Consider the following 13,159-nt stretch of genomic DNA (forward strand, 5'->3'; position numbering starts at 1 on the left):
GGGGCACCTCGCTGGAACGTCGCACCAGGTGATCGTCCCACCGGGCACCCACACGCGCCGCTGGTTTTCCCGGGTGCGCGGTGCCGCCGGTCATGGTCGGGCCGCCCGGTCAGGCGGCCCGGCGCCCGGCCGTGTCCTGCGGCCGCAGCGCGTCCACCCCGCGGCCGATCTGCTCCGCCCGACGGGTCACCTGGCGCTCCCAGGCCGACGGGTCGGTCCGCGCCGCCACGGCGTCGAGCGTCGCGCCGAGCTGCTGCACCGCGCGCCGGGAGGCGCCCCGGTCGCGCAGCCGCCGGACCACGGTCGCGGTCCACCGGCCCGCCGCCCGCACCGGCGCGGGCGTGCCGCGCTGGTAGGAACGCGCCAGCCGCTCCCGGCGGTACTCCAGCTCTGCCTGGATCGCCCGGTCGAAACCGATCATCTGGTCCATCTCGATCCCCTCGCCGGCCGGTCGTCCCGGCCTCTCGTGCCGGCCACCGCCGGCTGTCTCGTTCTGGTGATGACCACGCTCGTCCTGAGGCCCGGGGGCGGGGATCGGGCAACCGACCTGTCTTCGGCGGGCGGGGTACCTCAGACCGCCGAGGTCACCGGCCGACAGGCCCTAGGGATGGTCTGAGGTACCCACGGCGGACCCGGCTCCGGGGATCTCACCCGGTATCCGTTGCGACGTAGGTCACAGCGGACGCACACTGGGGGGACCGGACCGATACGGGGGTGGACTCGTGGCTGGATCTGTTGGAGGCGCCTTCGACGCGCTGCCGATGCTGGGAAGAGGCAAGCACCGCAACCCGAAGAAGGGCGCGTGCTTCATGGAGCTGGCGTCGTTCCTGGCCGGGGAGCGCTGGAGCGACCATCCCCAGTGCACGCACCCGCTGCTGGCGATGCTCGCGCGCGCCGTGAACGACCTGACCTCCGACGGGAACCGGCCGCAGCTGGCGCCGCTCATCCCGTCCGTCATCGGGCTGACCAGCTCCGACCCGCGCTGGGACGTCCAGATCGCGCTGCGGGCGGCACAGATGGCCCTGCCCGTGGCGCCCGCGGACCGGCAGCAGACGCTGGCCGTGGCGATCATCGGCGCGGAACGCATGCTCGACGTCCTCGACGGGCGTCCCGAGGGCACCCTCGCGCCGGAGAGCGCGGACGCCCTCGCCGCGTCGCCCAAGACCGCCGAGTGGGCCTACCGCTTCTGCGAGGGCACGCGCGTGCGGCCCAAGCGGTTCGTGCGGGACGCCGCACCGTCGGTCGTCTCGACCGCCGTGCAGGGCATCAGCGAGGCCTTCGTCCCGGACACGGACGCCCGCCTGCGCGCCCTGCTCGGGGCCACCATCGAGGACGCGCGGCGCTGGGCCGGCCGCACGGACGACGACCGCCCGGCCCTCGCACCCGACCAGTGGGCGCCCGTCGTGAAGCCGGCGGCCGCCGCGAGCTGAGCAGCCGAGCACCCGGACCCCCGCGCCCCTCCGGGACGTGGGGGTCCGGCACGTCCCCGCCGCTCTCCCGGCACAGTTCCCCCGGACGGCGGCCCGGCACCTCCCCGCGTCTGGTAGACCGGAGCCGTGACCCACGAGACCGCGACGACCGCCGTCGACAACCCTCTCGAGCAGCTCACCCTCGACGACCTGCGCCGCCGCACCTCCGTGAAGTGGCAGGTGTACCCGCCCGACGTGCTGCCGCTGTTCGTCGCCGAGATGGACACCCCCGTCGCACCGTGCGTCGTCGGCGCCGTGCGCGCAGCCCTCGACCTCGGCGACACCGGGTACGACGTCGGCACCGCGTACGCGGAGGCGCTCGCGCCGTTCGCCGCCGACCGGTGGGGGTGGACGCCCGACGTCGCGTCGAGCCGCACCCTGCCCGACGTCATGGTGGCGGTCGTGGAGGTGCTGCGCGTCCTCACCGGCCCCGGGGACGCCGTCGTCGTCACCCCGCCCGTGTACCCGCCGTTCTACGGTTTCCCGGGCCACGAGGGCCGCCGGGTCGTGGAGGCGCCGCTCGGCGCCGACCTGCGCCTCGACCTGGGCACGCTGGAGCAGGCCTTCGCCGACGCCACGGGCGCCTCCGCCCACGGCACCGGGCCAGGGTCCGGGCGTCGCGCCGTCCTGCTGCTGTGCAACCCGCACAACCCGACCGGGACCGTGCACACGCGCGCCGAGCTCGAGGCGGTGCTGGCGCTCGCGGACCGGTACGGCGTGCGCGTCGTGGCCGACGAGATCCACGCCCCGTTCACGTTCGAGCGCGTCGCCGCAGGCGCCGCCCCGTTCGTCCCGCTGCTGTCCGTGGCCGGCTCCGAGGACGCCGTCGTGGTCCAGTCGGCGTCCAAGGCCTTCCACCTGGCGGGCCTGCGCGCCGCCGTCGCCCTCGGCGGCCCGGACGCGGCCGCCGACCTGCGCCGCATCCCCGAGGAGGCCGGGCACGCCGTCAACCACCTGGCGGTGCTCGCGCACGCCGCCGCGTACCGCGAGGGCGGGCCGTGGCTCGACTCCCTCCTCGCCGGGGTGCACCGCAACCGTGCGCTCGTCGCCACGCTGCTGGCCGAGCACGCCCCGGCCGTCCGCCTGCAGCCGGCCGAGGCCACCTACCTCGCGTGGCTGGACGTCCGGGACGCGCTGCCCGCCGGCGTCGCGGCCACCGGCGCGGCCGGCCTCGTCCTGGAACGCGGCCGCCTCGCCCTCGAGGACGGCGTGCGGTTCGGCGCGGGCGGCGCCGGGTGGCTGCGCCTCAACCTCGCCACGTCGACGGCGGTCCTCACCGAGGCCGTGCGGCGGCTCGGGCGGGCGCTGACCGAAGGCTGACACCGTCGCGCCGCAGGAACCAGCGCCCACCACCGGCCCGGCGCGACCTCCGTGCCGCCCGGTCGGCTAGCGCACGTAGGCGGGCGCCGGCGCGACGCCGAACGCCTCCTCCAGGGTGGCGGTGCCCGCCAGGTGCATGCGGGTCGTCAGGGTGGTGCCCACGTACCGCAGGTGCCAGGGTTCGGCGCTGTAGCCCGTGACCGCGGCGGCGCCCCGCGGGTACCGCACGACGAACCCGTAGCGCCACGCGTGGGACGCCACCCAGCGGCCTGTCTCCGTCCGCCCGAAGCGCGTGTACGACGTGCCCCGCTGGGCGACGTCCGCCGCCAGCCCCGTCTGGTGCTCCGAGAACCCGGGACGGGCGGAGAACGTGTCCGCCTCCCGGCGCCCGTGACCCTCGACGTAGCGCGCGTACAGCCGCCGCTGGTCGGCCTCCGACCGGTACCCCGAGGCGAGGACGAGCTCGCGTCCGGTGGCGGCGTCGGCCGCGGCGGCCAGCCGCTCGAGCGCGCGCGCCGCCACGGGCCGCAGGCGGTCGTGCCCGCCGAGAGCGGGGACGTCCGGGGTCACGAGGTGCTCCGGCGCCCAGCCCCGCGGAGCGATCGGCCGCGCCTTGTTCACCAGCACGAGCGGGTCCGCAGGATCGTCCACCGGGGTCCACGCGCTGGTCAGGACCACCGTGTCGTCCGGCCGGGGGACGGGGATCGCCGCGCCGGCCGCGGCCGCCGGGACCGCCGCCCCGCACACCGCCAGGGCCCCGACGACGGATGCCGCACGAAATCTATGCAGCACCGTTACCAGGACACGGGGTGACATGCCGTCAAGACTGCCAGGAAGCCGTTAACCTCGCCAAGGTGCGCCGTCGCTACCGCCTCGCTCTCGCCGCCGTCCTGGCCCCTGTGATGGCCGTGCCCCTCGTCGCCTGCTCAGGCCCCGACGTCCCGCCCGCCGACGCCGCCGCGAAGGCGCTCGCGGGCGCGCTGCTGGCCGGGGACGTGGCCGACCAGCCGCTGAAGTCGCCCGGGTCGGTGGACCCGCAGACGCAGCTGACGCAGGTGCTGCGGCCCCTGGTCGACGCGGCCGGGAAGCGGAAGCACACGGTGACCGTGGCGGAGGTGGGCAAGCCGGTCACGAAGGACGGGGCCACGACGGCCGACGTCACGCTGGACTGGGCCTGGCCCCTGGGACGCGACCTCTCCTGGAAGTACTCGACCACGGCACACCTGGCGTACACGGCGCCCGAGAGCGGCGACGGGGACGGCACCTGGCGCACCACCTGGAGCCCGGACGTGCTGGTGCCCGACCTGGCGCCGGGCGAGCGCCTGAGCGTCACGACGCTCGACTCCGACCGGGGCGACCTCCTCGACGGCGACGACAAGCCGATGGTCACGGCCCGGGGCGTGTGGCACATCGGGGTCGACAAGACGGCGGTCGAGGGCCTCGGGCAGGAGTCCGCGGCGCGCGACCTCGCACAGCTGGTGGGGCTGGAGCCCAACGAGTTCTTCGCCCAGGTCGAGGCGGCCGGCGACAAGGCGTTCGTCGAGGCGATCACCATCCGCAAGCAGAACCCCGGCGTGGACTTCACGCTCGACGACGCCCTGGACATCATCGGTGTCCGCGCCCTCGAGGACACGCAGGAGCTGGGCCCCACCAGCACCTTCGCCAAGCCGATCCTGGGTCGCGTCGGCGAGGCGACCGCAGAGGTCGTCAAGAAGTCGAAGGGCGCCGTGCAGGCCGGGGACGTCGTGGGCCTGTCCGGGATGCAGCAGGCCTACGACGACCAGCTCACCGGGCACCCTGGCGTCGTCGTGAGCGTCGTGCCGGCGGGGGGCGCGGACGGCGCCGTCGGCCTGGACGGCGAGCCCGCGGAGGACGACGACAAGGACCGCGAGCTGTACCGCGTGGACGCGGTGGACGGCACGCCCGTGGCGACGACGCTGGACCAGGACCTGCAGGAGCACGCCGAGGACGTGCTCGACGACGTGGACCCGGCGAGCGCGATCGTCGCGATCCGGCCGTCCGACGGCGCGGTGCTCGCCGCGGCGAGCGGGCCCGGGGGAGAGGGCTGGTCCACGGCGACGCTCGGCCAGTACCCGCCGGGGTCCACGTTCAAGGTGGTGGACGCGCTCGCGATGCAGCGGGCGGGGATCACGCCGGACACGAAGGTGGCGTGCACCGACTCGATCACGGTGGACGGGCGCACGTTCGGCAACGTGCCGGGCTACCCGGCGTCGGCCACGGGCGACGTGCCGCTGCGCACCGCGTTCGCGCACTCGTGCAACACGGCGATGATCGCCCAGAGCGGCAAGGTCGCCCAGGCGGACCTCACGACCGCGGCGTCTGACCTGGGCCTGGTCGGCGACGCGGCCGCGGCGGAGTCCCTGGGGGTGCCCGCGTTCCTCGGCGCGGTGCCGCAGAAGGCGAGCGAGACCGAGCACGCGGCGTCGATGATCGGCCAGGGCAAGGTGCAGGCGTCGCCGCTCGGGATGGCGACGGTCGCGGCGAGCGTCGCGGCCGGCCACCGGGTCGAGCCGGTGCTGGTGCGCGACGACGACGAGGCGGACGAGGAGAAGCCGTCCACGCCCGGCGTGAGCGAGGCCGAGGCGAAGGTGCTGCGCGAGCTCATGCACGGCGTCGTGACCGACGGCAGCGCCGACATGCTGCAGGACGTGCCGGGCATCGTCGGCGCCAAGACGGGCACCGCCCAGTACGGCGACGGCTCCCAGCAGCACGTGTGGATGATCGCGATCGTCGACGACCTCGCCGTCGCCGTCTTCGTCGAGGACGGCTACCGCGGGTCGGACACGGCGGGACCCCTCATGGAGGACTTCCTGGACGGCCTGTGACGGCCGGCGGGGGTCCCGGTTCACCCGCGCAGCGCGGGTGAGCCCTCGGGGTCCGACCTAGGCTCGAAGGCGCCGACCCGCCGACGACGAGGGGAACCGCCATGGTCAGCAGGACCCGAGGGAGCGGCCGGCGCCGCCCCCGCAGCGGGGACGTCGAGCTCAACCCCGTCTTCGTCCGACCGGGGGAGACGCGCTCCGTGCCGCGCGACCGGCTCCCGGCAGAGGAGTCGCTGCCCGAGACGGCGTTCCAGATCGTCCACGACGAAGCCATGCTCGACGGCAACGCCCGCCTCAACCTCGCCACCTTCGTCGGCACGTGGATGGACGACCACGCGAGCCGCCTCTACCTGGAGGCCGCCGACAAGAACATGGTCGACAAGGACGAGTACCCGGCCACGGCGGCGGTCGAGGACCGGTGCTGGCGCATGCTCGCCGACCTCTGGCACGCGCCGGACCCGCGGAAGGCGATGGGCACCTCCGCCATCGGCTCGTCCGAGGCGTGCATGCTCGCCGGGCTCGCGCTCAAACGCCGCTGGCAGCAGGCCCGGCGCGACGCCGGCAAGCCGGTCGGCACGCCCAACCTGGTGATGTCCAGCGCGGTGCAGGTGTGCTGGGAGAAGTTCTGCAACTACTTCGAGGTCGAGCCGCGCTACGTGCCCATCAGCGAGGAGCACCGCGTGCTCGACGGGCACGACCTGGAGAAGTACGTCGACGAGGACACCATCGGCGTGGTCGCCATCCTCGGCGTGACCTACACCGGCATGTACGAGCCCGTGACCGAGATCGCGGCCGCGCTCGACCGGATCCAGGCGGCCACCGGGCTGGACGTGCCCATCCACGTGGACGGGGCGTCGGGCGCGATGGTGGCGCCGTTCGTGCAGCCCGACCTCGTGTGGGACTTCCAGGTGGAACGGGTCGCGTCGATCAACACCTCCGGCCACAAGTACGGCCTGGTCTACCCCGGCCTGGGCTGGGTGGTCTGGCGCGACGAGGCGGCGCTGCCCGAGAGCCTCGTGTTCCGGGTGAGCTACCTGGGCGGCGACATGCCGACCCTCGCGCTGAACTTCTCCCGCCCGGGCGCGCAGGTGCTGCTGCAGTACTACATGTTCCTGCGGCTGGGGCGAGCCGGGTACGAGGCCGTGCAGAACACCTCCCACGACGTCGCGCGGTTCCTCGCCGACGGCGTGGGCAGGCTGCCCGCGTTCGAGCTGTGGAACGACGGCTCCGATATCCCCGTCTTCGCGTGGCGGCTGCGGCCGGGGCATACGGAGAACTGGAACCTGTACCACCTGTCCGACCGCCTGCGGACCCGCGGCTGGCTCGTGCCGGCGTACCCCATGCCCGACGACCTCACCGACGTGACCGTGCAGCGCGTCGTCGTGCGCAGCGGTCTCAGCCAGGACCTCGCGGCGTCGTTCCTCGCCGACCTCGAGGAGGAGGTCGCCTACCTCGACGCCCTCACCGGCCCGATGCCCACCGAGGGGCAGCGCACCGGCTTCATCCACTGACAGCCGGTCGAAGGCGTCAGCGGGCGAAACGCTCCGACCGCTCGACGACGCGGCCCGCGCCGCGCCCGCCCTCGGCGGCGGGGTCCCAGGTGTAGACCTCGGTGCCGGTGACGAAGACGTGCTCGGCGCGCGAGGCCACGTCGAGCGGGTCCCCCGACCAGACGACGACGTCGCCGTCGAGGCCGGGGGCCAGCGCGCCCACGCGGTCGTCGAGCCCGAGGAAGGACGCCGGGTTCACCGTCAGCGCCTCGAGCGCGACCTGCGGGTCCAGGCCCTCCTTCACCGCGAACGACGCCTGGTGCACGAGGAAGTTGATCGGCACCACCGGGTGGTCGGTCGTGATGGCGACGCGGACGCCCGCCTCCGCGAGCCGGGCGAGGTTGGCGATGTCGCGGTCGCGCAGCTCCACCTTGGAGCGCGACGTGAGCATGGGGCCGTAGATGACAGGGACGTCCCGCTCGGCGAGCACGTCGGCGATCGCGGCGCCGTCCGTGCCGTGGTTGACCACGAGGCGGTAGCTGAACTCGTCGGCCAGGCGCAGGGCCGTCGCGATGTCGTCGGCGCGGTGCGTGTGCTGGTCCCACGCGAGCTCCCCGGCGAGCACCCGGGCCAGGGTCTCCTTGCCGAGGTCGCGGGCGAACGGCTCGCCCTTGGCGTCGGCGGCGTCGCGCTGCGCGGCGTAGTGCTGCGCGTCGAGGAACGCCTGCCGGATGACGGCGGCCACCCCGAGCCGGGTGGACGGCGCCTTCTTCTGGTCGCCGTAGACGCGCTTGGGGTTCTCGCCCAGCGCGGACTTCACGGACACGGCGTCGCTGATGACCTGCTCGTCGACCGTCCGGCCGCCCCACGTCTTGATCGCGACCGTCTGCCCGCCGATCGGGTTGGCGGAGCCCGGCTTCACGACGACGGACGTCACGCCGCCCGCCAGCGCGTCGCGGAAGCCCTCGTCCTCGATGTTGATCGCGTCGAGCGCGCGCAGGTGCGCGCCGTCCGGGCCGGTCTTCTCGTTGGTGTCGTCGCCGGCCCAGCCCGCGGCCTCCTCGTGCACGCCCACGTGCCCGTGCGACTCGACGAACCCCGGCAGCACCCAGCGGCCGCGCGCGTCCACGGTGCGCACGCCGTCGGGGACCGCGACGTCCGGCCCGACGGCGGAGACCACGCCGTCCAGCACCAGCACGGTGCCGCCCTCGATCGGCAGGCCGTCCACCGGGACGACGTAGCCGCCCGTGATCGCGACGGACGAGCGGGCGGTGCGGATCGGTGCGGTCATGAGAGCCATCATGCCGCTGGACGCGCCGGTCGGGGGTCACCATGTCCGACGGTGCTGCTAGAACCGGCACGGAGGGTTCCGTCGTCTCCCCGAAAGGGTCTCCCATGAACCGCCTGCCCACCGACGTGCACCCGTTCGAGGAGCATGCCACCGACGCCGACCTGGCCGACCTGCGCGCGCGGCTGGCCGCGGCCCGGCTGCCCGAGCCCGAGACGGTCCACGGCGCCGGGCCCGGCCGCCGCTGGGACCAGGGCGTCCCGCTCGCGGACCTCGTCGAGCTCGTGGGCTACTGGCGCAGCGGGTACGACTGGCGGGCGTTCGAGAGCCGTCTCGACCAGCTCGGCCAGTTCCGCACGACCGTCGACGGTCTGGGGATCCACTTCCTGCACCGCCGCTCCTCCCGCGCGGACGCGACACCCCTCGTCCTGACGCACGGTTGGCCCGGCAGCGTCGCCGAGCTGGCCCACGTCGTCGACGAGCTCGCGGACCCCCGGCGTGCCGACGCCCCCGCGTTCCACGTCGTGGTCCCGTCGCTGCCGGGCTTCGGGTACAGCGACAAGCCGGCCGCCACCGGGTGGGGCACCGAGAGGATCGCGGCCGCGTGGGTGGAGCTCATGGGCCGGCTCGGCTACCGCGAGTTCCTCGCCCACGGCGGCGACTGGGGCGGCAACATCACCACGGTCCTGGCCGGCCGGTTCCCCGAGCGTGTCCTCGGGATCCACACCACGTTCGCGGCGGCCCCGCCCGGGCTGACGACCGACGGACTCACGGAGACGGAGCGGCGGTGGGCGGAGGAGACCCGCGAGTTCTACGCGGGCCCCCGCGGGGCGTACGCGAAGCAGCAGGCGGCCCGGCCGCAGACCATCGGCTACTCGCTCGTCGACTCGCCGGTCGGCCTCCTCGCCTGGATCCTCGACAAGTTCGCCGAGTGGTCGGACACCGACGACAGCCCGTTCGAGACCATCTCCAGGGACCGGGTCCTGGACGACGTCACCCTGTACTGGCTGACGCGCAGCGGCGCGTCGGCAGGCCGCATCTACGCCGAGAGCCACGGCGCCCTGGACCCCGACCTGCGGGTGGACGTCCCGGCGGCGATCACCATGTACCCGCGTGACGTCGAGAAGTGCCCGCGGCCCTGGGCCGAGGAGCGGTACCGGAAGATCGTCCGGTGGCGGGAGCCCGCGGCGGGCGGCCACTTCCCGTCGCTGGAGGTCCCGGAGCAGTTCGTCGAGGACCTGCAGGACGGCCTCGCCGCCGTGCTGGCCGCCCGCCGGTAGCGCGACGGGCCCGCCGCTCGCCGTCGGCTACTCGGCGGGGACTACTCCGTGGGGACGTTCTCCTCGAGCTCTGCCAGCCAGGCCGCGGCCGACGCGTCGGAGGGCATCCGCCAGTCCCCGCGCGGCGACATCGTGCCGCCGGGGGAGACCTTGGGCCCGTTGGGCAGGGCGGACCGCTTGAACTGCGACGAGAAGTAGCGCCGGAAGAAGACCGTCTCCCACTTCCGGATGGTCGCCAGGTCGTAGGCGGACCGCTCGTCGTGGGGGAAGTTCGGCGGCCAGGCGCCCGTCTCGGCGTCGCGCCAGGCGTGCCAGGCGAGGAACGCGATCTTCGACGGCCGCAGGCCGTGGCGCAACGTCCAGAACAGCGTGAAGTCCTGGAGGGCGTACGGCCCGATCGTGGCCTCGGTGGACTGCGGCGCCTCGCCCTCAGCGGCGGGCACCAGCTCGGGGGAGATCTCCTGGGCGAGGATGTCGCGCAGCAGGTCGTTGGTCTCGTCGTCGAACCGCCCGGTGTCCGCCACCCAGCGGATGAGGTGCTGGATGAGCGTCTTCGGCACGCCGGCGTTCACCGCGTAGTGCGACATCTGGTCGCCCACACCGTAGGTGCACCACCCCAGCGCGAGCTCGGACAGGTCGCCCGTGCCGAGGACGATGCCACCACGGTGGTTGGCGAGGCGGAACAGGTAGTCGTAGCGCAGCCCGGCCTGGACGTTCTCGAACGTGACGTCGTAGACCTTCTCGCCGGAGCCGTACGGGTGGCCGAGGTCGCGCAGCATCTGCTCGGCGGCGGGCCGGATGTCGAGCTCCTCGAAGTGCACGCCGAGCGACCGTGCGAGCCGGGTGGCGCGGTCCTTCGTCTCGGACGACGTGGCGAAGCCGGGCATGGTGATCGCGTGGATGTCGGAGCGCGGCCGGCCGAGCTGGTCCATCGCACGGGCCGCGACGATCAGGGCGTGCGTCGAGTCGAGACCGCCGGAGACCCCGATGACGATCTTGGGCTGGCCGATGGCGCGCAGCCGCTGCTCCAGCCCGGCCACCTGGATGGAGTAGGCCTCGTAGCAGTCCTGGGCGAGGCGCTGCGGGTCGTCGGGCACGAAGGGGAACCGGTCCACCTTGCGGCGCAGCCCGACGTCCCCGGACGGCGGGTCGACCGTCCACGCCACGGTGCGGAAGTCGAGGCGGTCGGCGAGAGCGCGGCGGTTGTCGTCGAACGACCCCTGCCGCAGGCGCTCCTGGCGCAGGCGGTCGAGGTCGACGTCGGCCACCGCACGTCGCGGGCCGTCCGGGAAGCGCTCGGTCTCGGCGAGCACGTCGCCCACCTCGTAGACCATCGTCTGGCCGTCCCACGACAGGTCGGTGCTCGACTCGCCCTGCGCCGCCGCGTACGCGTAGGCCGCGAGGTTGCGGTGCGACGCCGAGCGCACCATGAGGCGCCGGTCCTCCGCGCGGGCCACCGTGATGGGGCTGGCCGACAGGTTGAGCAGCACCGTCGCGCCCGCCAGCGCGGCCTCCGCCGACGGGGGCACGGGGACCCACAGGTCCTCGCACACCTCGACGTGCACGACGAGGCCCGCGACGTCGTCCGCCGCGAACAGCAGGTCGGGGCCGAACGGCACCGGCCCGTCCGCGAACGGCAGGGTCACGGTGGCGCCGCGCCGGTCGTCGCCGGGCGCGAACCAGCGCTTCTCGTAGAACTCGCGGTAGTTCGGCAGGTACGACTTGGGCGCGACGCCGAGCACCCGGCCGCCCTGCACGACGACGGCGCAGTTCAGCAGCCGGTTGCCGACCTCGAGCGGGGCGCCGACGACCAGCATCGGGCGCAGGTCCGCGCTGGCCTCCACGATCGTCGCGAGCGCGTCGGACGTCGCCTCGAGCAGCGTGTCGGCGAGGTGCAGGTCGTCGATCGCGTAGCCGGACACGCTCAGCTCGGGGAAGACGGCGACCGCCACGTCGTCGTCGTGGCACGCGCGCGCCTCGGCGAGGATCGCGGCCGCGTTGGCGCGGGGGTCGGCGACGGTGACGGGGACGGTGCAGGCCGCGACGCGGGCGAAGCCGTGGGCGTAGGCCGAGGTGAAGTCCACCCCCCGAGTGTAGGAACACCGCCGCCCCCACGAGCTGTCAGACCCAGGTGCTGCCATGCCGGCACGTGACTCTGACAGGTTGCGGGGCCCGGAAAGTTGTCAGACGCAGGTGCCGCTCTATCGGCACCTGGGTCTGACAGGTCTCGTTAGGGTCGGGTCGTGCACCCCCACCTCGCCCGCCGCCGGCGCGCCTTCGTCGTCCTGCTCGCGGCGCTGCTCGGCCCGGCGCTCGGCCTCGCCGTCGCGCAGCCCGCCGCCGCGCACGACCGGCTCGTCTCCTCCGACCCGGCCGACGGCGCCCGCCTCGCCGAGCCCCCGACGGCGATCACGCTCGTGTTCAGCGCGGACGTGCTGCAGGCCGGCGCCCAGGTGGCCGTCGCGACGTCCGCCGGCACGACGTCCGCGCAGGTCGCCGTCGACGGCGACGAGGCCACCGCGACCCTGCCCGCCGGCCTTCCCGGCGGCACGTGGGACGTCACGTGGCGCGTCGTCTCCTCCGACGGCCACCCGGTCGAGGGCGACCTCTCGTTCACCGTCGCGGCCACCTCACCGAGCCCGTCACCCAGCCCGTCACCGAGCCCGACGCCCAGCCCGACGTCGCCTGCGCCGAGCGCGCCCGACGACGGTCACGTGCACCGCACCGGGACGCCGGGTGCCGAGCTCGACGCGCAGGGCGAGGCCGGATGGGCGACGGCGTGGCTGTTCCCGGTGGCCGTGCTGGCGGCCGTGGGCGTCGCTGCGGCCCTCGTGCTGCGGGCGCGGCGGCCCGAGGCGGCCGACGACGAGCGGGACGACGATCAGGACGACGATCAGGACGACGAGCGGGACGACGGGTCCGGCGGACCGCAGGCCTGACGAGCCGTCGAGCACGCGATCTGTGCCGCCATGAGGGCCGATAGCGGGACAGATCACGTGCCCGGCAGGGGTCTCGGTGGGAGTGTCCGGCACGCCACGCGCGGAAAAGTCGCAGGAATCCGCGGATGTTCCCTAGTGTGTTCCCCGGTCCCCCGGCGCGAGCCGGCCAGGATCGAGAACGTGACGACGTGCGGGTCGCGCGCGTCGTGAACCGGAGAAGGGATGCACATGTCGCTGAACAAGTCCGAGCTGGTCTCGGCCATCGCCGGCAAGGCCGAGCTCAGCAAGGCGGAGGCGGAGAAGTTCCTCAACGCCTTCCAGGCTGTGCTCGAGGAGTCGCTCGCCAAGGGCGAGGCTGTCAAGGTCACGGGTCTGCTCTCGGTCGAGCGCGTCGAGCGCGCGGCCCGCACCGGTCGCAACCCGCGCACGGGCGAGGAGATCCAGATCCCGGCCGGCTTCGGTGTGAAGATCAGCGCCGGCTCGCTGCTGAAGAAGGCCGTCGCCAAGTGATCCTTCGCTGACACGACGAC

11 protein-coding genes are annotated in these 13,159 nt (G+C 74.1%); 7 read left to right on the forward strand and 4 right to left on the reverse strand.

All coding sequences use genetic code 11. From position 1 onward, the window contains the following. Nucleotides 1–109: 109 nt before the first annotated feature. Nucleotides 110–430, reverse strand: a complete 321-nt coding sequence (locus ACFT55_RS14080; RefSeq protein WP_380244462.1) for a hypothetical protein — start codon at nucleotides 428–430, stop codon at nucleotides 110–112. Between the two features lie 292 nt (nucleotides 431–722). Between ACFT55_RS14080 and ACFT55_RS14085 the strand changes: the two genes are divergently transcribed. After that, complete coding sequence (locus tag ACFT55_RS14085) at nucleotides 723–1,430, forward strand: hypothetical protein (protein ID WP_380244463.1); 708 nt, start codon at nucleotides 723–725, stop codon at nucleotides 1,428–1,430. A gap of 126 nt (nucleotides 1,431–1,556) precedes the next feature. Next, complete coding sequence (locus ACFT55_RS14090) at nucleotides 1,557–2,789, forward strand: MalY/PatB family protein (protein WP_380244464.1); 1,233 nt, start codon at nucleotides 1,557–1,559, stop codon at nucleotides 2,787–2,789. A gap of 66 nt (nucleotides 2,790–2,855) precedes the next feature. Here the strand turns inward: ACFT55_RS14090 and ACFT55_RS14095 are convergent, their stop codons facing one another. After that, complete coding sequence (locus ACFT55_RS14095) at nucleotides 2,856–3,605, reverse strand: M15 family metallopeptidase (protein ID WP_380244465.1); 750 nt, start codon at nucleotides 3,603–3,605, stop codon at nucleotides 2,856–2,858. A 38-nt stretch (nucleotides 3,606–3,643) separates the two neighbouring features. Between ACFT55_RS14095 and ACFT55_RS14100 the strand changes: the two genes are divergently transcribed. Beyond that, complete coding sequence (locus tag ACFT55_RS14100) at nucleotides 3,644–5,635, forward strand: penicillin-binding transpeptidase domain-containing protein (protein WP_380244466.1); 1,992 nt, start codon at nucleotides 3,644–3,646, stop codon at nucleotides 5,633–5,635. 101 nt (nucleotides 5,636–5,736) lie between these two features. After that, nucleotides 5,737–7,143, forward strand: a complete 1,407-nt coding sequence (locus tag ACFT55_RS14105; protein ID WP_380244467.1) for a glutamate decarboxylase — start codon at nucleotides 5,737–5,739, stop codon at nucleotides 7,141–7,143. Between the two features lie 16 nt (nucleotides 7,144–7,159). Here ACFT55_RS14105 and ACFT55_RS14110 read toward each other — a convergent pair whose 3' ends face one another. Continuing rightward, nucleotides 7,160–8,413 (reverse strand): amidohydrolase, encoded by a 1,254-nt coding sequence (locus ACFT55_RS14110; protein ID WP_380244468.1) that lies wholly within the window; start codon nucleotides 8,411–8,413, stop codon nucleotides 7,160–7,162. A 104-nt stretch (nucleotides 8,414–8,517) separates the two neighbouring features. Here ACFT55_RS14110 and ACFT55_RS14115 point away from each other — a divergent pair, with 104 nt between their 5' ends. Continuing rightward, on the forward strand, nucleotides 8,518–9,690 hold the full coding sequence (locus ACFT55_RS14115; RefSeq protein WP_380244469.1) for an epoxide hydrolase family protein: 1,173 nt from the start codon (nucleotides 8,518–8,520) through the stop codon (nucleotides 9,688–9,690). Nucleotides 9,691–9,731: 41 nt separating this feature from the next. On the opposite strand, the gene ACFT55_RS14120 is transcribed toward ACFT55_RS14115, so the two are convergent. Further along, on the reverse strand, nucleotides 9,732–11,774 hold the full coding sequence (locus tag ACFT55_RS14120; RefSeq protein WP_380244470.1) for an NAD(+) synthase: 2,043 nt from the start codon (nucleotides 11,772–11,774) through the stop codon (nucleotides 9,732–9,734). Nucleotides 11,775–11,933: 159 nt separating this feature from the next. Here ACFT55_RS14120 and ACFT55_RS14125 point away from each other — a divergent pair, with 159 nt between their 5' ends. Both ACFT55_RS14125 and ACFT55_RS14130 read left to right on the forward strand, forming a co-directional pair. After that, nucleotides 11,934–12,629, forward strand: a complete 696-nt coding sequence (locus ACFT55_RS14125) for a copper resistance protein CopC (protein WP_380244471.1) — start codon at nucleotides 11,934–11,936, stop codon at nucleotides 12,627–12,629. Between the two features lie 228 nt (nucleotides 12,630–12,857). Continuing rightward, nucleotides 12,858–13,139: an HU family DNA-binding protein gene (locus ACFT55_RS14130; RefSeq protein ID WP_079573476.1), complete on the forward strand. Its 282-nt coding sequence runs from the start codon at nucleotides 12,858–12,860 to the stop codon at nucleotides 13,137–13,139. Nucleotides 13,140–13,159 lie beyond the last annotated feature (20 nt).

The sequence above is a fragment of the Isoptericola sp. NPDC057191 genome (assembly GCF_042670225.1).
Lineage (GTDB): Bacteria > Actinomycetota > Actinomycetes > Actinomycetales > Cellulomonadaceae > Isoptericola.

What these genes read in the sequence shown, in the direction of transcription:
- ACFT55_RS14105 (WP_380244467.1), top strand. Translation starts at nt 5,737, where the DNA reads ATGGTCAGCAGGACCCGAGGGAGCGGCCGGCGCCGCCCCCGCAGCGGG.
- ACFT55_RS14115 (WP_380244469.1), top strand. Translation starts at nt 8,518, where the DNA reads ATGAACCGCCTGCCCACCGACGTGCACCCGTTCGAGGAGCATGCCACC.
- ACFT55_RS14110 (WP_380244468.1), bottom strand. Translation starts at nt 8,413, where the DNA reads ATGACCGCACCGATCCGCACCGCCCGCTCGTCCGTCGCGATCACGGGC.
- ACFT55_RS14130 (WP_079573476.1), top strand. Translation starts at nt 12,858, where the DNA reads ATGTCGCTGAACAAGTCCGAGCTGGTCTCGGCCATCGCCGGCAAGGCC.
- ACFT55_RS14080 (WP_380244462.1), bottom strand. Translation starts at nt 430, where the DNA reads ATGGACCAGATGATCGGTTTCGACCGGGCGATCCAGGCAGAGCTGGAG.
- ACFT55_RS14095 (WP_380244465.1), bottom strand. Translation starts at nt 3,605, where the DNA reads ATGTCACCCCGTGTCCTGGTAACGGTGCTGCATAGATTTCGTGCGGCA.